At 52.1% G+C, this 20,183-nt stretch carries 17 protein-coding genes; 9 read left to right on the forward strand and 8 right to left on the reverse strand.

What is annotated here, in order from left to right:
- Positions 1-60 precede the first annotated feature (60 nt).
- Both BST81_RS17865 and BST81_RS17870 read right to left on the reverse strand, forming a co-directional pair.
- Positions 61-2,040, reverse strand: a complete 1,980-nt coding sequence (locus BST81_RS17865) for an AAA-like domain-containing protein (protein WP_075599857.1) — start codon at positions 2,038-2,040, stop codon at positions 61-63.
- Positions 2,041-2,900: 860 nt separating this feature from the next.
- Positions 2,901-2,996 (reverse strand): cytochrome b6-f complex subunit PetL, encoded by a 96-nt coding sequence (locus BST81_RS17870; RefSeq protein ID WP_075599858.1) that lies wholly within the window; start codon positions 2,994-2,996, stop codon positions 2,901-2,903.
- Between the two features lie 121 nt (positions 2,997-3,117).
- Between BST81_RS17870 and aroB the strand changes: the two genes are divergently transcribed.
- The 3 genes from aroB (at position 3,118) to BST81_RS17885 (ending at position 6,467) form a co-directional block, all read left to right on the forward strand.
- Positions 3,118-4,224, forward strand: coding sequence for a 3-dehydroquinate synthase (gene aroB, locus BST81_RS17875; protein WP_075599859.1), 1,107 nt, complete (start codon positions 3,118-3,120; stop codon positions 4,222-4,224).
- A gap of 136 nt (positions 4,225-4,360) precedes the next feature.
- Entirely contained in the window at positions 4,361-5,809 is a 1,449-nt protein-coding gene (locus BST81_RS17880; protein WP_075599860.1) for a hypothetical protein, read from the forward strand.
- 202 nt (positions 5,810-6,011) lie between these two features.
- Positions 6,012-6,467: a hypothetical protein gene (locus BST81_RS17885; RefSeq protein ID WP_216351380.1), complete on the forward strand. Its 456-nt coding sequence runs from the start codon at positions 6,012-6,014 to the stop codon at positions 6,465-6,467.
- A gap of 76 nt (positions 6,468-6,543) precedes the next feature.
- Here BST81_RS17885 and BST81_RS17890 read toward each other — a convergent pair whose 3' ends face one another.
- From BST81_RS17890 to BST81_RS17900, 3 genes are all read right to left on the reverse strand, one after another.
- Positions 6,544-6,828 carry a TMEM165/GDT1 family protein gene (locus tag BST81_RS17890; protein WP_075599861.1) on the reverse strand — a complete coding sequence of 95 codons (285 nt, stop codon included), beginning with the start codon at positions 6,826-6,828 and terminating at the stop codon, positions 6,544-6,546.
- Positions 6,829-6,899: 71 nt separating this feature from the next.
- Positions 6,900-7,310 (reverse strand): TMEM165/GDT1 family protein, encoded by a 411-nt coding sequence (locus BST81_RS17895; protein WP_083636928.1) that lies wholly within the window; start codon positions 7,308-7,310, stop codon positions 6,900-6,902.
- Positions 7,311-7,411: 101 nt separating this feature from the next.
- A complete protein-coding gene (locus tag BST81_RS17900; protein WP_075599862.1) occupies positions 7,412-7,774 on the reverse strand; it encodes a YkgJ family cysteine cluster protein in 363 nt (120 codons plus the stop codon).
- A 144-nt stretch (positions 7,775-7,918) separates the two neighbouring features.
- On the opposite strand from BST81_RS17900, the gene BST81_RS17905 reads away from it, so the two are divergent.
- The gene (locus BST81_RS17905; RefSeq protein ID WP_075599863.1) at positions 7,919-8,071 is read left to right on the forward strand and encodes a photosystem II reaction center protein Ycf12; all 153 of its coding nucleotides are present in this window, start codon (positions 7,919-7,921) and stop codon (positions 8,069-8,071) included.
- A gap of 128 nt (positions 8,072-8,199) precedes the next feature.
- On the opposite strand, the gene recJ is transcribed toward BST81_RS17905, so the two are convergent.
- On the reverse strand, positions 8,200-10,329 hold the full coding sequence (gene recJ / locus BST81_RS17910; protein WP_075599864.1) for a single-stranded-DNA-specific exonuclease RecJ: 2,130 nt from the start codon (positions 10,327-10,329) through the stop codon (positions 8,200-8,202).
- A 68-nt stretch (positions 10,330-10,397) separates the two neighbouring features.
- A complete protein-coding gene (locus BST81_RS17915) occupies positions 10,398-10,823 on the reverse strand; it encodes a hypothetical protein (protein ID WP_075599865.1) in 426 nt (141 codons plus the stop codon).
- A 212-nt stretch (positions 10,824-11,035) separates the two neighbouring features.
- On the opposite strand from BST81_RS17915, the gene BST81_RS17920 reads away from it, so the two are divergent.
- A complete protein-coding gene (locus tag BST81_RS17920; protein WP_075599895.1) occupies positions 11,036-14,380 on the forward strand; it encodes a response regulator in 3,345 nt (1,114 codons plus the stop codon).
- Between the two features lie 49 nt (positions 14,381-14,429).
- Here the strand turns inward: BST81_RS17920 and lepA are convergent, their stop codons facing one another.
- On the reverse strand, positions 14,430-16,241 hold the full coding sequence (gene lepA / locus BST81_RS17925; RefSeq protein ID WP_075599866.1) for a translation elongation factor 4: 1,812 nt from the start codon (positions 16,239-16,241) through the stop codon (positions 14,430-14,432).
- Between the two features lie 598 nt (positions 16,242-16,839).
- Between lepA and BST81_RS17930 the strand changes: the two genes are divergently transcribed.
- The 4 genes from BST81_RS17930 (at position 16,840) to BST81_RS17945 (ending at position 20,174) form a co-directional block, all read left to right on the forward strand.
- Positions 16,840-17,070: a type II toxin-antitoxin system CcdA family antitoxin gene (locus tag BST81_RS17930; protein ID WP_075599867.1), complete on the forward strand. Its 231-nt coding sequence runs from the start codon at positions 16,840-16,842 to the stop codon at positions 17,068-17,070.
- 133 nt (positions 17,071-17,203) lie between these two features.
- Positions 17,204-19,126: an ATP-binding protein gene (locus tag BST81_RS17935; protein ID WP_083636929.1), complete on the forward strand. Its 1,923-nt coding sequence runs from the start codon at positions 17,204-17,206 to the stop codon at positions 19,124-19,126.
- A gap of 72 nt (positions 19,127-19,198) precedes the next feature.
- Positions 19,199-19,459, forward strand: coding sequence for a hypothetical protein (locus BST81_RS17940; RefSeq protein WP_253188357.1), 261 nt, complete (start codon positions 19,199-19,201; stop codon positions 19,457-19,459).
- Between the two features lie 61 nt (positions 19,460-19,520).
- Complete coding sequence (locus BST81_RS17945) at positions 19,521-20,174, forward strand: DUF3386 domain-containing protein (RefSeq protein WP_075599868.1); 654 nt, start codon at positions 19,521-19,523, stop codon at positions 20,172-20,174.
- Positions 20,175-20,183 lie beyond the last annotated feature (9 nt).

The following is a 20,183-nucleotide window of genomic DNA, read 5'->3' on the forward strand; positions in this document are numbered from 1 at the left end:
GGTCATACCCTTCAAAATCATGAAAGGACTACCAACCCAACGCCAGTTCACTGGTTCAGTTCAGGTTGGTTTGAGTAAGCGATCCAGAAAGTATTGACGGTAGAGTTCGCAACGGGAAACCACTTCATTCCCCTGCAGATGGATCAGGCCCAGGCCATTGAGCTTAAAGGCCAGTTCGGGGTCTAACCGAACGGGTTCAGTTTGAGTCATCACAGCTTGAATCGCTGTGGACAGCTCAGGATGTTCTTTCAAATTGTGCAAATGCCGCCTCAGATGATCGCCATAAATCCCCGATTCTGTCGGTGCATGTTTGAGCAGATCTGTCAGCGGTGCTTTGCGGCAGGCCAGATGATGGAGCAGTACGCGCACGAGGTAGGGATGTCCACCCGTCATGTCCATTACCTGGGTAATCTGATCGGTGGCCAGGAGTAAACCATGACGCGCTGCTAATTGGATCACCTGAGCTGTCGTAAATTCTGGTAGGGCAACTTCCAACCCCACATTAAACGGGGAGGATGTGGTGTCCATGACAATATACACATCCGTGGAGTAGGCCATGATCAGCCTTAAATGGGACCAGAGCTTTTTCGTCTTGGCATCTTCATGACAGGTCCGCAGAAACTTGAGAAACTCCTTCGCCACCCGATGATTGGGAAAGATTTCATCCACATCATCCAGACCCAGGACCAGGGGACGATCGCAGGTGGGGAGCAAAAACTTCTCGAAGAACCGCTTGCAATTGATCAGGGGAGAGAATCGTTTCTCATTCCAGGATTCATCAATGCTCTCAGACGCGATCTCAAATTCATCCCCCAGGCAGAAGCAAAACTGCCGCAAAAACTGGTTCAGGTCTGTATGGGCACTGTCATCAAACAGGGAGAGGGACAGGGCAATCACCTGATAGCCCTGCCGCTCGGCATAGTGGATAATCCGCCCCATCAGGGTGGTTTTACCCGTATCCAGTGGACCTTTGATCCGAACAAATCCGGCCTGTCTGCTGATTTCCTGACAACAGGCGATTTCGATCGGTTGATCAATGTATAAGGGCGAATCTGATGGCGTGGGTTCGCAGGGATCGGCCTTACAGGGGGACTCTCCCGTAGAGGTAGTTCTCAGCTCTCTCCCTGTATCCGACGGGCAGGATACACGGGTAGGATAGCTAGACTCATTCATCAACCGTTGCACTGCTTCCAGCGCTTCTCTGGCATTTTGATAGCGCTGATAGTCATTTCTCCTGATCATCTTGTTGAGGATCTCAAGCAGACCAAAGTTGATGGAAAAATCCTGGCTCAGAGAGGAGAAACTGCATTCCCGCATGATGGGATCTCTGGGCAGTTGGGTCGGGGCCAGCCCCGTGAGGGCCTGGATGATTAACATGCCGACCGCATACACATCGCTGCTGGGATTGGGGTGCCCTTCTAATTGTTCAGGGGGGGTATAACCACGAGACTCTATCGATACGGTGAGGTCATTTTTGTTATTGTCATCCCCTTGCTGGCGAACTTCTTTAACCGCTCCAAAGTCGATTAACACAATCTTTTGATCGGCTCTACGGCGAATTAAATTTGCTGGTTTAATATCTCGATGAATGACACCCTGGTCATGCACAAAAGCAAGCACCTGCAAAATGTCATGCAATAGCTCAGTTGCCCTATACTGAGGCATTTTCTGCTCAGCCTGCAATTCCTGTTCCAGAGTTTGCCCCTCTATATAATCCTGAACCAGATAAAATTCTCCGTTTTGCTCAAAGTAAGCCAGTAATTCAGGAATCTGATCATGGGCTTGACCGAGCTGATCCAGAATACAAGCCTCCCGATCGAATAAACGTCTGGCAATTTCCAAATTTGCTGGATTATTCTGCTTGGGTTTGAGCTGCTTGACGACCACAATAGGCTGACTGGGCAAATCATGGTCTATCGCTAGGAAGGTCTGTCCAAAGCCGCCACCGCCAATCTGGCGAATCACTTCATAACGACCTTTCAACGTATCGCCAGGCTGCAAAATATGACCATTCTGCAACCCTTGAATCAGATTATTCATGATATTCACCTTAGAAATAGCTGCCTATTTCCGGTTATTTCTACTCTCTAATACGCCCTGTCCTATGGGTCAGAGAGACTTCTTCAGAGTGCAGTTCCTGATTGACTGACAAAACTTTTCCTGTAGTAGCATGGCAAGCTTAAACTGTTGGTTTAATCACGAGACAGTTCCAGCGTTTTAGAGACGTTTGACCTGACAACTTAGACTTGCCGCGCTAGTAGGTTGGGTGGAGCAGAGCGAAACCCAACATTGTCAAGGCTTTTACGTTGGGTTGAGGAACGAAATCCAACCTACGAGATTTCCAGGGTTCCAGGAGTTTTGTCAGTCAACCAAGCGCAGTCCTCTTAACCAAAGAAAAACGGAAAGAGGATAGAGATTCAGAATCACAGCTACCCTGTTACTGTTTCTTTGAACGAGACAGAAATTGTGATTTGTGGCTTTTTCTACTCGAAACCATCTCCATCATAGGGGAGGCTGTTTTGCCCAGCTACCTTTTTTGAACTTTCTTTAGACAATAAAAATTTCGGCGTTGCTGAATGAAGGAATGAATCAGGAGCGTGAACAAGATGCTCATACTCCTAGAGTTTTGCATTGATAGGGAGTGGGAGCGTCTCGCTCACGTTCAGATCGGGCAAATCATATCGTGATTCAGCAACGCCAAAATCTCGACCTCAGAAGCAGGTGGAAGAGATTTCCTGCCATCATGGCCAAGGAGGGCTTTGCCAACATCCTGGCAAGCGTTCGGTTCTAGAGTGGCCCCTGATTGAAAGGATTTTGAGGAAGCAGGAGGCCAACCCTATTTTCTGGCTGCCTCCTGGCCCCTGCTTGAGACCCAAAGGGGTCTAAGGGTTACGCTCAAGCTAGATAATCTTGGTCGCTCTCAGGCCAAAAAATAGACCCAGAGCGAGGGCATAAGCAGTGCCCAGAAGGAACAGGTAAGAGATAGCGCCGCTCATTAATCTTTCTCCATGATTATTTCATACAGAAAATTATAGCGGGCTGGTACCCCCCCAGATCAGACCAGCTATTGCAGTCTGTCCTGCGGTAAAATACAGCCCACGATCGCATTGACAATCCATGAACTCCACTATTATTTCTGTCGATTTACTCCAAAATCCCTACGAGATTGTGATTGCATCCGGTGGGCTGGAGGAACTGGGCACCCGGATGGCCGATTTAAAACTGGGGGAAAAAGTGCTGCTGGCTTCGAATCCAGTCATCTTTCGCCACTATGGAGAGCGGGCGATCGGAGCCTTACAACAGGCAGGGTTTGCAGTTAATTCCTGTATCCTACCGGCAGGGGAACGCTACAAAACCCTGAACTCAATCCAGAAAATCTATGATGCTGCCCTGGAGAATCGCCTGGAACGTTCCTCAACCCTGGTCGCTCTGGGGGGGGGCATTATTGGAGACATGACCGGGTTTGCAGCGGCGACCTGGCTGCGGGGCATCAACTTTGTCCAGGTTCCGACCTCCTTATTAGCCATGGTCGATGCGGCGATTGGGGGCAAGACAGGGGTCAACCACCCCCAGGGCAAAAATTTGATTGGAGCCTTTCATCAACCCCGGTTGGTCCTGATTGATCCCCAGGTGCTCCAAACCCTTCCCGCACGAGAATTTCGGGCTGGAATGGCCGAGGTGATCAAGTATGGCGTGATCTGGGACGGGGGCTTATTCAAACAGTTAGAACAAACTCCAAGGCTGGACCAGGCCCGTTACCTGAGCCCAGAACTCTTACAGGAGATTCTGACCCGATCCTGTCAGGCTAAAGCCCATATTGTTAGCAAGGATGAAAAGGAAAATGACCTGCGGGCCATTTTGAACTATGGCCACACGATCGGCCATGCGATCGAAAGTTTGACTGGCTACCGCACCCTTAATCATGGGGAAGCGGTAGCCATAGGCATGGTGGCGGTTGGAGACCTAGCCGTGGAGATGGGTCTGTGGGATCGGGACGCCGCGAATCGCCAACTGGCTCTGATTCACAAGGCGGGGCTGCCGACGCAAATTCCACCGGATCTGGACCCAGATGCCATTCTTGCAGCCCTTCAGACGGACAAGAAAGTGAAAGCAGGGCAGGTCCGATTTGTGCTGCCCACCCAGATTGGGGCGGCGATCGTGGCCGACCAGGTGGGGTCCGATCAGGTCAGGCAGGTGATCTCCAGGGCTCAAAATCCTGCCTGAGTTGCTGCCTCAGGACAAAGCTATGGCTCCGAAATTTCTACCCGAATCTGACTCGAAAAAACAGCTTTTTCGCCTGGAATCCCCTAATTTGGTAATGCCCTTCTTTTTTGGGGCTTGAACCGCAAGCAATCCAGGCATGAACTTCATTGCAAGACTGATGGCCCTGCTCATAGCCTCTTTACTGAGTATGGATCTCATCCATGCCGGTTTTGGGAAATTCTTTGCTATCCAGGCTGGCGCAGAACAATCGATTTCATTAGACGCTGCGACCCGCTTGAGAATCAGCCTGTTCTATCTGGCCCTGAACCTGATCTATCTCCTCTGGATCTGGAACGGGCGACAGCATCGCCGATCTCAGCCTGCCCTACTGCCTGATGGGAAAACTGACTCACCTGAATCTGTTGCCTCTGGTTCCTTTACGGCCTGCTTGAGCATGGCCCTTCCCTTTTTAATCCTGGCTGTTGCTATCTATCCCATTGGTAGTGATATCTATCTCTATTTGCATTATGGCTTGATGGCTTCACAGGGCATCAATCCGTTCATGGTCAGTGCCAGTAGCTTTATGTCTGAGTTTTCTCCCTTTTTGCGCTGGGAACAAACCTCCACCTACGGTCCTCTGGCGATCGGAGTCTTTGCCCTGGCCGCAGGTTTGACCAAAATCAGCCCATTGCTGGCGATTTATAGCCTGAAGGGATTCTGCCTCATGTTTCATCTCCTGAATGCTTTTTTGATCTGGCAATTACTGGCCTCCTCACCCTTGCGATCGGCAGTTACAACTGCTTACCTCCTGCATCCGCTCCTCCTGTTTGAGCAGATCAGTATTGCCCATATTGATGTCTTAATGGCGACGACCCTGTTGGGATTCATGCTCTGCTTTAAACAGGGGCGCTATACTGCCGGTTTGTTATTACTCTGGCTGGGATTTCTCACCAAAACCCTGCCGATTCTCTGGTTCCCTCTGGCCACTGTATTTCTAATGAGAAAGGGGCAATGGCGTAGTCTCCTGACCGGGATGCTGCTGATTGTGGCGGCGATCGGAGCCTTGCAAAAAACCATTTTGCCGACAGCAGAAGAATGGACCAGTTTACTGAATCCAGGGGTTTCTGGAAAGTCCATGAATTCTCTCTATGCTCTTCTCAACTGGACCCTCAATGGTGGAGGTTCAATCACCGCAACAACCCGGCTCTGGATTCTTTCAGGGTTTAGTCTATCCATGCTCATATTGGTAGGAATTTATGCGGTAATCGCCCTCTGGAAAATCGGGTTTAAACCGGAAGGTTTTGAATCAGAGGTGTTCTTAGAAATCGGCTGGACAACGTTGCTGCTATTGCTCCTGGCGACCCCATGGCTGATGCCCTGGTATAGCTCGATTCTGCTGCCGATCGCCGCTGTTTGTATGACAGCCTGCCGATTTACAGTCATGGCCTTAACTTTTTGCTTTGCGGCCAGTTGCTGCTATACCCTACTCAGTTGGACTGCGGTTCAAAGTGCTGTCGCAACCGGAATTCCGCTTCTGGTTCTGTTATTTTTGCTGCTTGCTCCGGCAGTTGGAATCATCGAACTTCGGCTGACAGAAAAGTTATAGAACTGCAATTTTTACTTTAAACAAGTTCATAAAAACAAGTAAAGTTTCTGTTTGCAAAGCTGTTGAATTTATTCATGTTTATCTCAAAAAACTTTCGATAAGCTTGAAGGTAGACATGAATCAGAGCTCATTCATCTTTATGCATACCCCATTTCCTTCATCTGCAAATACGGAAACTGAGTCCAGGCCGTTTCCATGGCAGATGCTGACTATTTTTGCCCTGGCCTTCTGGATCAGCACCAGCTTGCTGCTGGATCTGCTGGTCATGCCCAGTCTTTATCTATCTGGAATGATGAGCCAACCTGGATTTGCAGGAGCCAGTTATTCCCTCTTCTGGTTATTTAATCGCATGGAATTGGTTTGTGCTGCAGTGGCGCTGACCGGGTTGCTCGTCCTGAGAGGACGGCAAACGGTTTTTAGTCGCAAAGGCTTTGTGGGAGTTTTTATCGGCTCAGTCTTGCTGAGTATTGCCCTCATCTATACCTATCTTCTAACTCCCCACATGAGTGCTTTAGGGATGCAGCTCAACTTGTTTGACACGGCTACTTCCATCCCTGCAGAGATGAATCAGTTGCATGGAGAGTATTGGGCTTTAGAGATGCTCAAGCTGGCTGGAGCCTCCCTGTTGCTGGGTCTTTGTTGCCGCAACCGAGTCTGATCGGCTGGGTCGTCCTGAGCAGATTCGGATCCTTTTCGCTGAACAGGTGCGATGAGCCCCCCATTTGGGGGGCTTTTTATGATTCTGCTTCTGCCTTAGGCCAGAGCAAACGAATCGCCATCACGGCAAAGCCGATTGCTGCAATCCCCTTTACCAGTCGCGTGGGTAAGAGCTGTGCTGCCCCCTGGCCGATCAGGACTCCAATTAAACTGGCTAGGAGCAAGGCAGTCGCAGTGCCCAGAAAGACCGCACGGGGGGCCTTAGAGCTTCCCCCAAGGGCGATTGCCGCCAACTGGCTTTTATCTCCCAGTTCTGCCAAAAAAACGGTAATAAAACTCAACCCAATCAAATCCCAATTCATGGCCTAGCCTCCCTCTTAGATACAGACACGATAAATCGCGTCTCAACGACCTCATCCTATTCCATCTCCCCCTATCCCCGAACTACGTCTCCCAGCAGGAGCAGGGACACCAGGAGGAGGACAATACCGGCAGTCGTTTCCAGGGTTCTGGGGGAGAGTCGAGAGGCAATCCACTGACCCAGCAAAACCCCAAACAAACTGGCGGTGACCAGGGCTGTTCCTGCCCCCAAAAAGACGAGCCAAGGTTGATGGGATTCAGCACTCATCAACAACGTTGTAATCTGGGTTTTGTCTCCCAGTTCCGCCAGAAAAATAGTCACAAAAGTAGAGGTAAACACTTTTAACCCCACCCAGGTAGAAGCTGGTTCGGATGATTCTGGCTCAACCAGAGGAGCAACAGATTGGGGGGCGATCTGGCTGGTGGACGGTTGAAGCGAATCGGGTGATGAGGTTAGCTGTACCATGCCCTGGTGCAATTTCATATTTCTTTCATTATTCTATGCCAGAAAGCTGGAAAAGTATCCAAGGGTGATCTTTCTGGGCGAATTGATTTTCTGCTCTCCTGCGTCATCGTTTGGCCAGTCTAGGACTTCTCCAGTGACTGGATGGCCGTATCAAACCGATCCATCTCTGGGCTCTCATGGCCATAAACCCCAGCAATCTGCTCCTGACAGCAGTCGATCGCAAAGTCATTCACCTCGGAAGCCTCAATTCCATACAGATCCTGAAACACATCCGCCTGCACCCGGCAGAAGCGGGGACGGTCGGCATAGATACGACAATGGCGGGTGCTGTGGTCGTAGTGAATACACCAGCCCCCTTCCCCAACCAGGCTCAGGTAGAGTTCCAATTCTGGTGGCGTCAGGTATTGGTCTAGATCGGGGCGATCGTCCGGTTCCAGATGACAGCAAGCCCCACAATGCTGCACACAACGCCAGGTTGGCATGGAAAACCTCGTTAGTAATGAAACTTTTTGAAGATTTTTGAATTTTGTTAACTTCTCTTATTTGTGCAACACAGCCCGGTAAGATCTACAACAGCTATTGAGATCAAAATCTTATATTCGTTACAGAATACTTCAGGAGGAAAAATGGAAGCTATTTTTGATGTTTTTGGAAGCATTTTTGGTATTTTTGCCGCTATCAATTGGGACGCTATCTTTCAACTCCTGTTTGTTGCTCTGATTATGCTGGCAGGCCCAGCTGTAATTTTTGTTCTGGCAATTCGGGGCGGCGATCTGTAAGCCCATCCTGGACTAATTCTCCAGTAACCCATCTGGCATGCTCAGTCAGAAAGCCAGATCAGAGCTGGAAAAATTTTTATAGTAATTTGCAATTTTAACTTGCAATGATTGCAGGGGTGAAGAACGATTCACCCCTCTTTTATGGCTGGATCAAGGGCTGACTCAGAATGGTGATCTCCCCTGGGGCCAAACTCCTCCAAGGGGACATTTAGCGCTGCCAGGGCTGCCCGGATCAAGGTGTCAAAATGGGGCTGGGTCAGGTCAACCTCGCGGGCCTCCTGACGATTTTGGCCCAGGAGTCCGATCGTCTGTCCTGGCACCACGGCCAGCACTTTCCCTTCTGGGTTGCGAATCCGGAGTTCGGGGGCTGATTCGTCCTGATACAGGCCGCAGGAATATTGCCGCTGATTATGCTCGAATTCAGCCCGGTTGGATATTGATGCGGGATGGGGTTGGGCCGGGCGGATGCCAACCAGTTCCATTTCCAGGGTCTGCTCCCCATTCCAATCATTGACCCGGAGCTTGTAGGCCACGTCTACCCGATCGGGCACCGGGCAATATTCTCCCCAGCGCCACGCGATTGCGGAAAACGGGGTGGGGGGCAGGCCATTCTCGGTGGCTTGGGAGAGGCGGAGTTTCAGATGGGCCTGCTCCTTGCCGATCGTCCGTTGTTCCAGAACGCGCACATCCCCAGTCCAGAAGATGGGCTCCGGGTTCTCAATCCCACAGGGATGGAGGGCTTCCACCTGGTTGTACAGGCTCAGGTGGAGCTGCTCAAACCGGGCCTGGGCATCAATCTGCAGTAGGGGTTTCAGGTGTTCTGGCTGCAGGCAGGTATGGGCGTGGGTGCTGAGGCGCAGCCGGAAGAGGTCCAGGTTAGCTGCGGGCAGGGAAAACCCACCGGCTGCTTTGTGTCCCCCAAATTTGCCGAGCAGATCACGGCAGGCTTCCAGCGCCTCGAAGACATGGAATTCCGGGATGCCCCGAGCAGAGCCCCGGATGTGTTGCTCGGCCTCGTCCTCATAGGTGCCGATGAATACGGGCACGCCATAGCGTTCCACTAGGCGGGACGCTACAATCCCGATCACCCCGTGATGCCAGCCCGACTGAACCAGCACCAGCACCCGATCGGCCCGCAGGTCGATCGGACTATTTTCGTAGAGGGCAATCGCCGCCTGCTCGATCTCCTGGCACAGCTTTTGGCGTTCCTGGTTGATCTGCTCACATTGCATGGCCCGTTCCAGGGCCATCCCAACATGGTCGGTGGTGAGTAACTCGATCACAATTTGTGGATCGGCGAGGCGACCCACGGCATTAATCCGGGGACCAAGGCCAAAGCCGATTGCGTCCGGTTGCAGGGCCTGCTTACTGCTCAGACCCGTGACCTGGATCAGCGCTTGCACCCCCGTCAGCTGAGAGTGGGGCAGCAACTTCAATCCGCGCCTTACCCAGCGGCGATTGACCCCAGTCAGGGGAGCAAGGTCTGCGATCGTCCCCAGGGTGAACAGTTCTAGCAGAACATCGGCCAGGGTAGCCTCTCGCTCCATCTGCTGGGCTAGGGCCACGGCCAAAATATAGGCTACGCCAACACCTGCCAGCCCCCGATAGGGAGAAGAGGGGTCAATCAGCTTTGGATTCAGAATGGCACTGGCCGGGGGTAACTCCGGCGGCAGGTCATGGTGGTCTGTGATGATCACTTCCAGTCCCAGGTTGCGGGCCCAGGCGATCGGCTCGACTGCCGTAATGCCGTTGTCCACGGTCAGGATCAGCCGAACGCCCTCTTGATGAAATTCCTCCACAATCCGTCGGTTGATGCCATAGCCTTCTTGCATCCGGCTGGGAATGGCGTAATCTACCTCTGCTCCGAGAGCCCGGAGCGCCCGTAACAACAGGGCGGTGCTGGTCATACCATCCGCATCATAGTCCCCACAAATCGCGATTTTCTCCTGGCTCAAAATGGCATCCTGAAGTAATTCCAGGCTGATGGTCAGATCGGGAAATTCCGACTGGGGCGAGGGCAGCGCTTGAGTTTCTGGGTCAAGAAAGGATTGGACTGCTGTCATACTCTCCAGTCCCCGGTTTAATAAGACCTGGGTCAGGAGTGGAGACAGGCCCGTAGCCTGGGCGATCGCATCCGCCACCGCTGGGCGAGCGGGGGCAAATTGCCAGCGCTGATCGGGGAGGCGGGTTGGCCGTCGCCTGGAGGGTGTAGATCGGGAAGGAGGGGCAGAGGCGCTGGAAAAGCTGGAGTCTAACACTGATACAATCGTTCTAAAGCTTGGTTTATGGGGGATTGTATCAGGTTGACCTTTGGAAAAGCCAGCGCTTAAAAGACGGAAACCCGTCCGTCATCTCGTAGATAAACTGAGCGATCGCCGGGGGGACGCCCCCCCGGCAGGATTTCGACCCGCAGTTTTCGGGGTGTGGGTTGAGCAATGCGGGCCAGCAACGGTAGGGAGGTCTGATCCCAGAAGACCACCGAGATATTCGGTTGGGTGCCCCCCCAGCGATCGAACTGCAAAATCTGACCGGGCTGCAGTGGAATTGGGTCACTCCCCTGAACCCGCTGGATCAATACAATACTGGAGGTCCGGTTCACCACCTCCAGGGCGACCGGTTGTCCCGGCACAAACTGAATGGGTTTAGGCCCACAGGAAGATGCGCAGGTGCCTGCCAGCAGAGGTTCCACCGACCCACTCTGACTGAGTAACAAGCCGGTCGTGAGTAGTGCAATTCCCAGACGATTCAACATAAAACATCTCCTGCAAGCCTTGAGGAATAATTCTGTTTTACCCTGATACAGAGGAACATGTCAGGGTATATAAGTAAGAACCTTTACTTACGTATAAGAAAAAAAGTTTTTTCTACGTAGTTTTGACTGTCCTGGCAAAATGCTGTGTAATTAAAAACAAGGGCGGCTAACTACCATGTCAGCTAATCGAAATGGGGTCTCTGGGAGCTTTTATGAATCACTTCGCCTTTAAGCTACCCCTCCGTGCTGTTCTGGTGGTCCCCTTTATTCTGCAAGTTTTCGGGGCTGTTGCCTTAACTGGATGGTTATCCCTGCGGAATGGACAACAGGCTGTGAATGAAGTGTCCGGTCAGTTGCGAAATGAGGTTCGAGAGCGGATTCAACAGCATCTGCAGAGCTATCTGGCTATCCCACCGCTGATTAACCAGCTCAATGTGAATGAACTTCAGGACAGTCAGGTGGATCAGGCGCGGCTTAAAAGCCTGGAGCGTGGGTTCTGGCAGAAAATGCAGTCTTTTGAGGCGGTGACCTATATTTACTTCGGAACAAGCCAGGGACAAACGGTTGGGGTAGAACGTTCAGAAGCCAACACCCTCCAGATTCGGGCAGGGGATCAAGCAAGCGGGGGCAAGTACTATACCTATGCTGCCGATGCTGCAGGCAACCGAGGCTCAATCGTGAAAGTACGTTCAAACTATGACCCCCGCAAGCGCCCTTGGTATAGGACGGCACTCCAAGCTGGAAAACCTATCTGGACGGAGGTTTATCCTTTCTTTTCCCGATCGGCCCTGGGCATCACAGCGGCCCAACCCCTCTACGACAACAAGCAGGTCGTGCAGGGTGTCATGGCCGTGGATCTGACCCTCTCCCAGGTGAGTGAGTTTTTACATGGATTAAAATTCAGCCGCTCGGGCCAGACCTTTATTATGGACCGATCGGGGTCTCTGGTGGCCAGTTCCACCCAGGAAACCCCCTTTACCCTCCAGCAGGATCAGCCGACCCGGATGCAGGCGAAATCCAGCCGCAACCCCCTGATCCAAGCCGCCGCCGAGGATCTCACCACTCGATTCAGTGACCTGCGTCAGATTGACCAGAACCAGTCTCTGGAGTTTATGGAGAATGGCAAGCGGATCTTTGTGCAGGTTTCACCGATTCGGGATGAACGGGGGTTGGATTGGTTGATTGTCGTAGTGCTGCCTGAAGAAGATTTCATGGAGCGGATCGAGGCCAATACCCGAATGACAATTATCCTTTGCCTGATTGCCTTGGTCGTGGCAAGCCTGGTTGGAATTGCCACCTCCCAGTGGGTGATCCAACCCATCCTGCAACTCTCGACGGCTGCGGAAGCACTGTCCAGAGGAGAGTGGAACAATCGGGTAGACCTTGATCGGGAGGATGAAGTAGGGACTCTGGCCAGGGCTTTTAATCACATGGCCAGTCAACTGCAGGAATCCTTTATTGCGCTGGAAGCCAAAAACGCGGAGTTGGAGCACCTGAACCAGTTAAAAGATGAGTTCTTGGCCAACACCTCCCATGAACTGCGTACTCCCCTGAACGGCATTATTGGCATTGCTGAATCCTTGATGGATGGGGCTACCGGTCCCCTGTCGGAAAAAACCAATGCCAATCTGGCTATGGTGGCCTCCAGTGGTCGGAGACTCTCTAGTTTGATCAATGACATTCTGGATTTCTCGAAGTTACAACACAAGACGATCACACTTCAGCTTCGACCAGTAGGGCTCAAAGAACTGACGGATGTGGTGCTGACCCTCTCCCAGCCCCTGGTCGGGAAAAAGCCGATCCAACTGGTGAATGCCATTGGTTCCGACATTCCCTGGGTGGAGGCTGATGAAAATCGGGTTCAGCAAATTCTCTATAACCTGATTGGCAATGCGATTAAGTTTACAGAATCGGGCCAGATTCAAGTTCAGGCCAAGTCGATCGGGCGGCTACTGGAAGTTTCCGTTGCCGATACCGGAATTGGAATTTCCTCCGATAAATTAGAGCGCATTTTTGCGGCCTTCGAGCAGGCCGATGGTTCAACGGCGCGGGTCTATGGAGGAACGGGCCTGGGGCTGGCTATTACCCGGCAACTCGTGGAACTGCATGGGGGGCATATTCGGGTAGCCTCGATCGTGGGCCAGGGGTCAACCTTTACCTTTACCCTGCCCGTCGTCCACGAAACCGTTCCCATTGCGCCAGCCACTCCCCAGCCCCAGCACCTGTTGACTCCTTTGCAGGCAACGGCAGTGTCCCCACCCGAACTGGATGAGGTGCCGCTCATGACGGCAGAAGCTTTCCAATCTGTTAACAAAGAGTTCAAAATCCTGATTGTGGATGATGAACCGGTTAATTTGCAGGTGCTGAAAAACAATCTGGTGCTGCAAAATTACTCGATCACCCAGGCATCCAGTGGCCAAGAAGCCCTAGATATTATTCAGAATGGGTTCAAACCCGATTTAATGCTGCTGGACATCATGATGCCCAAGATGACCGGTTATGAGGTTTGCCAGAAATTGCGGGAGACTTTTCTGCCCAGTGAGCTTCCGATCGTCATGCTGACGGCCAAGAATCAAACGGCGGATCTGGTGGAGGGCTTTAGTTCAGGGGCCAATGATTATCTGACCAAACCCTTCTCTAAAAGTGAACTCCTGGCTCGGATTAAGACGCACATTAACCTGGCCAAGATTAATTCGGTCTACAGCCGGTTTGTTCCCGATAAGTTTATTCGATTTCTGGGCCATGAAAGCATCGTGGATGTGAAGCTGGGGGACCAGATTCAAAAGGTGATGACGATCCTGTTCTCCGATATTCGATCGTTTACCACCCTGTCTGAGGTTATGACACCAGAGGAGAATTTCAAGTTCATCAATGAATATCTCAGCCAGGTAACCCCCATCATTCATGGCCATCGTGGCTTCATTGACAAATATATCGGCGATGCCGTGATGGCCCTCTTTCCCGAATCTGCTGATGATGCGGTTCAGGGGGCGATCGGCATGCAACATCAGGTGACCCGCTATAACGACCTGCGACGGCAACAGGGGCAACCCCCGATTGCGATCGGGATTGGGCTTCATACTGGCATCCTGATGCTGGGGATCATCGGTGAGGCCCAACGGATGGAAAGTACGGTGATTTCCGATGCGGTGAATCTGGCTTCTCGTCTGGAAGGCTTGACCAAGCTCTATAGCGTGGGCATTCTGATCAGTGAACAAACCCTGCAACAACTCGATCGTCCAGCAGACTACAAGTATCGGTACCTCGATCGGGTCATCCTGAAGGGGAAAACGGCCCCTGTCTCGGTCTACGAGGTTTATGATGCTGATGCCCCTGCTATCATTGCGTTGAAAGACCAGACGGCTGACCTGTTTGCAGAGGGGCTGAAGCAGTATTACCAACAGAACTTTACGATCGCACAACAGCACTTCCATGAGGTGCTGCGGGTGAATCCCCAGGATGAAGGGGCTCGCCTTTATGTCCGTCGCTGTGAAACCTATTTGAGGACCGGTATCCCGGAAGGATGGATCGGGGTGGAGGCCATGGCCGAAAAATAACTGCCCGTTAGAGACGTTGCTTGCAACGTCTCTAACGGGGATACGGCGGCTATTCCTTGTTCAATTTCAATACGGCCATAAACGCCTCTTGGGGCACATCCACAGAACCGACGGCCTTCATCCGCTTTTTACCCTTGGCCTGTTTATCCAGCAGTTTCCGTTTGCGGCTGATGTCCCCGCCATAGCATTTGGCCAGCACGTCCTTCCGCAGGGCTGGAATGTGTTCGCTGGCAATGACCTTGCTGCCGATCGCGGCCTGAATCGGAATCTTGAACTGGTGCCGGGGAATCAGTTCCTTCAACTTCTCAGTCAGGTTGCGGCCCACCCCATAGGCTTTATCCCGGTGGGCGATCGTGGCCAGGGCATCGACCGGATCGCCATTGACCAGGATATCCAGCCGCACCAGGGGATTCTCCCGATAGCCGATCAATTGATATTCCATGCTGGCATAGCCTCTCGTCCGGGACTTCATTTGATCAAAGAAGTCTGTCACCACTTCAGCCAGGGGCAATTCGTAGATTAAAGTCGTGCGTTCTGGCGTGATGTACTTCATGTCCTTGAAGATGCCCCGCCGAGTCTGGCATAGTTCCATCAACGTGCCCACGTAACTTTCGGGGGTGATGATATCGAGTTGAACGTAAGGCTCCTCAATCTTTTCCCGCTCTTGAGGATCGGGGAGATGACTGGGATTGTCGATAAAGATTTCTTCTCCCTTAATACTGGTGACGCGATAGATCACGGAGGGGGCTGTGATAATCAGGTCCAGGTTATACTCTCGCTCCAAACGCTCCTGCACAATCTCCATGTGCAACAACCCCAGGAAACCGCAGCGGAAGCCAAATCCCATCGCGCTGGAGGTCTCTGGTTCATAGTTGAGGGCAGCATCATTGAGTTTCAGCTTTTCTAAGGCTTCTCGCAGATCTTCAAATTGATCGGCATTGACCGGGAACATGCCACAAAAAACCATCGGCTTGGCCTCCGTGTAACCGGGCAAAGCCGTGCTGGCGGGCTTGGCTGCCATGGTGATGGTATCGCCGACGCGAGCATCGGCAACCGCTTTAATGGCCGCAGCCAAATAGCCCACTTCCCCGGCATGTAGTTCCTGGACCTGCACTTGCCCTGGGGAGAGCACGCCCAGTTCATCGATTTCATATTCCTTCCCAGAAGCCATCAATCGCACCCGATCGCCCTTGCGGACGGTGCCATCCATCACTCGGAAGTAGACAATCACGCCCCGGTAACTATCGTAGTAGCTATCGAAGATAAGAGCTCGCAGGGGTTGATCAACCGTGTCCTGGGGTGGGGGGACCAGATGAACGATCGACTCCAAAATGTCATGAATCCCAATGCCCTCTTTAGCAGAAGCCAAAATCGCCCCGCTACAATCCAACCCGATAATGTCTTCGATTTCGTGCTTGATTCGCTCTGGCTCTGCGCCGGGCAGGTCAATTTTATTCAACACTGGAATAATTTCCAGATTATGCTCCAGAGCCAGATACACATTGGCCAGGGTCTGAGCTTCTACCCCTTGAGAGGCATCCACCACCAGCAAAGCTCCTTCACAGGCTGCCAGCGATCGGGACACCTCATAGGAAAAGTCCACATGCCCAGGTGTATCAATCAGGTTCAGGACATACTCCTCACCGTCCTTAGCCCGGTAGTTCATCCGGGCGGCCTGCAATTTGATCGTGATCCCCCGTTCCCGCTCCAGATCCATGTTATCCAGGAACTGTTCTTTCATTTCTCGGGCATTCACGGTGCCTGTATCTTGCAAGAGGCGATCTGCCAAGGTGGATTTGCCGTGGTCGATATGGGCAATGATGGAGAAGTTACGAATGCGAGAAACAGGCACGTCGGTCATGGCAGTTGACTGAATGGGGCAGGCAGGACAGAACTGAACCAGGAGCCTGTGAGCAGGAGAGTCTCCTAAGGGATGGAGAGGAAGCTGTGGAAGCTCAGCTGTTCTAATCCTTAAGATATTTTAATGCTTTCGTCCCACCCCTGCTTACTTTCCCTGGGTGCAATCGTTCCGGGCTACCCTGTCTGATATCCGTAATTTTACGGTCTTGATATGAGACTTTAATGTTAAACCTCTGTATTGATGTCCTGGTATTCGTAAAAGCAACATGTACAATGCAATTGGTGAGGTAGGAAGAAGGCGGGAAAAGCTGCCGTCAGGTTCCGTTGGGGAGTGTTCTCTGCACATACAATTGGCTTGCTATTGGCCCGCTATTGGCCCGCTCAGTTGTTACTCCTCCTACGCGCTGGTGGAACTACCTTTGCTCGGATTTTTATCAGCCCATCGTTTGTCACGTATTATTAGATAGGTTTCGATAGACCGATGCTTGTCAGCCCCAGGATAGATGTGTTGCGGCCTCTGTGGATCGAATGCCTTCCGGCCCCGATGATGAGCCTGGCTTATGCTTGAAATTCACTGTTAGATGGTTGAACGATCGTATATGAGCGACCAAATTATCCGTTCTCATCAATCTCCTGACAAGGTTGAGATTTCGATCAACCTTGACTCCGATTTATTGGATCAGCTCAAGCATCTCACGAATGACCCCAGTAAAGTGATCGAAGTCGCGATTCGGCAGTGGCTGCGCGGTGAAACCCAGCGAGACGATGAATTGACCCGTGATTTGCAACGCAATCCGCCAGTTCCCCCCCGAGGTGAATGGAATGATTAGTCAGGCTGATTCAGCCGCCGACCTTTTATCCTTGGCAAGGAGACGGTAGCTTTCGCTGAATGGGGCATTGACCTGAAATACTCAGCACTGTACCCCTCCTGATTCCACCCATTTTCAAGTCCCCCTACTGTCCATGACTGCATCTGCTGACTCTCAACTGACTGGGCCGTTGACGCCAGTCACTCAGAACTCAGAATCGCCAGAGTTGGCTGACTCTAGCGAGGTTTTGCAGCCTGCGGTAGATCTGCAACCCGAACTGGTCTTTACCCAAGATCGGACCGGTCAATACCTTTCCTTCTACTGGCGTGATTCCGGTCATTATGGGCTGGGCTCTGATCAGGTGGTTCATAGTTGGATGAGCGACATCTTTGGTCCGGTTGCCATGACCCCATACCTAGACCAGATTTGCCAGGTGCTGGAATCTTCAGTCCCGACCCAATTTACCTATCCATTCCGCTGTGGTGATTATCATCTGGTGTTTGATCTCACCGTCAGTCCAGTGCAGATCCCTGGCCGCCCTGTAACCCTGGTCATCGTGATGGGTCGTCTGCTCAGCGATGGGACGAAAAGCAATGGTCTGGCGGTGCCGATGACAAGGCCTGCCAGCTTTACCAATCCCGATCGCTACCAGCGCCTGTTGACCCTGATTTCCTGGAATATTCGCCGTACCCTGGATCTGGGCACGATCTGGAAACAAACTGCCATGGGTCTGGGCAAGGCTCTACAGCTAGATCACTGCCTGGTTTGTTCCTATAAGCCGGGTCACCCTCAGGTTAGAGTGGTGGCTGAATATTGCTGGAACGGTACGGAACTACTGCTAGGGCAGGATCTGCTCCTGTCGGATTATCCCTATCTGCAACAAACTCTGGCGATCCTGAAACCCATCCTGCAGGATCTGAACCCGATGGATGCTCACGGTTCTGCCATTCCGGGGGATCTGCCCCCAATCCGGTTGAATGGGTTGAGCCTGAATTCTCGGCATCCTGGGGCTCCCCTGACTGAGATCCGGCGATCGCTGCTGGCTGTTGCGACTTGCTATGGAGAGCGCCCGAATGGCATCATTTGTTTGTATCGGAGTTGTGTTCCCCAGGCTTGCTGGGGGGATGCTGAAGTGGAGCTGGTGCGAGAACTGGCTGACCAGGTTGGTACGGCGATCGCCCATGCCACCCTGTTCTCTGACAGCCATGCCCTGACCGTGGAACTGCAGCGGGTCAACGACAGTCTGGTTCAGAAGCATCGGGAATTGGAGGAGGCCCATCAACAGGCTGAAGAAGCCTCCCGATTGAAGAGTGAATTCCTGGCCAATACCTCCCACGAGTTGCGAACACCCCTGAACGGTATGCTGGGCTTCTTGAAGCTGGTCATGGATGGGATGGCGGATGACCCGGAGGAGCAGCAGGAGTTTATTGAGGAAGCCTATCGATCGGCCCTCCATCTCCTCAACATCATTAATGACATTCTGGATATTGCCAAGATTGAAGCCGGTAAGATGCAGTTGGAGCTGAATCCGGTCAAATTGGATGATCTGTTTACCGATGTCAGAGACTTCACAGCGGCCCAGGCCCTGCAAAAACAACTCAGTTTTGAGATTCTGAAACCGGCAACCCACGACGAAATTATTGTCTATGGCAACTACCAGCGCTTGCTGCAAGTGATGCTGAATCTGGTCGGCAATGCGATCAAATTTACCCATGAAGGGGGCATTACCATCAGTGCTGAGGTGATTCGCAGGCGGGTTGCTGCCCACAATCGCGAGTTTCCCGGTACCGTCAAGGTGCGGGTGGCGGATACCGGCATTGGGGTTTCTTTAGAAAAGCAGGATAAACTGTTTCAGTCTTTTAGCCAGGTGGATGGGTCGCGAACTCGACAGTATGGAGGCACCGGTCTGGGGCTGGTGATTTCTCAGAAGCTGGTGGAAGCGATGGCGGGTGTGGTGAATTTCTACAGCCTGGGGGAAGGGCTGGGTTCCACAGTCACGTTTACGGTTCCGCTTTACCAGGAACCGCTGATGGTTTCCAGTCAATCTAAGGACACGATCGATCTGCTCACCCCATAGTTTGGCATGCCTTGGTGATTTCGTAATTTTCTGATCAGTCGATCGCCAACCCAACTGGAGATTGAAGCTCCTGTGATTGTGATTGTGGAGGCTAAAAAAGAGAACCTGAACCGTGGTTTAGGTCCATGTATTGCCGAAATGGTCGCAGCACAGAAATTTAATACCGTGAATAATAATCCGATTTCTGTGATTTTTGGTTCCGTCACGAGGGGAACTGCCTGGAAATTTTTGCAATTGGAGGGACAGACGGTAACGATCGACCTGGCAGAATATCCTCTACCGCCAGTAGAGGATATTCTGGGGTTTCTGATCTGGATGCTCCAGGGAAGCTAAGCAGGTCATGGGAGCCCCAGCGTGATCTAGACTAGGAGATGGCGCAACGAGGAAGAACTGCATGACTGAGCAAGTAGAAGCCCGTGAGATTTTTCAGGCTGCTTACGAGAACCGCTATACCTGGGATACTAATTTCCCTGGGTTTAGTGCAGACGTGCATCTCAAACAGGATGATCAGGTCTTCACGGGCAAAGTCCGTGTGACGGGTGACCTGAAGGTTGAAGTTTTGGACGTAGCCGATGATCGGGCGAAAGAGGAAATCAAGCAACTGGTCGAGTCTGTGGTGACTCATCGGGTTCGTAGATCCTTTGAACAGGCTCACGGCAAAAACACCTTCAGCCTGGGTCAAACGGATAAGACGGGGGCTGTGGAGATCCTGGTTCAGGGGGATGCCATGGGCTCCAACTACAAAGTCCGAAATCGAGAAATCAGCCAGGTGAGTCGAGTGATGGGGCCAACTGCCTTTACGATCGACCACAAGGCTACTCTGGATACCGGCGAGGGCTATGTCTCCATCCGCTATGATGCAGTTTTTCGGAGTTCTCAAACGGATGAACTGTTGGCTGAGAAAAAGTTTGAAGACACCTATGAGAAGATCGGCAACTACTACCTGATCACCCATCAGGTCGTTCAGACCTCTGAGGCAGGGCAGGGTGTTGTGCGGGATGAATTTAGTTTCTCCAATGTCAAATTGCTAGAACCGGCAACGGTTTGAATCATTTCT

The organism is Leptolyngbya sp. 'hensonii', from assembly GCF_001939115.1.
Lineage (GTDB): Bacteria > Cyanobacteriota > Cyanobacteriia.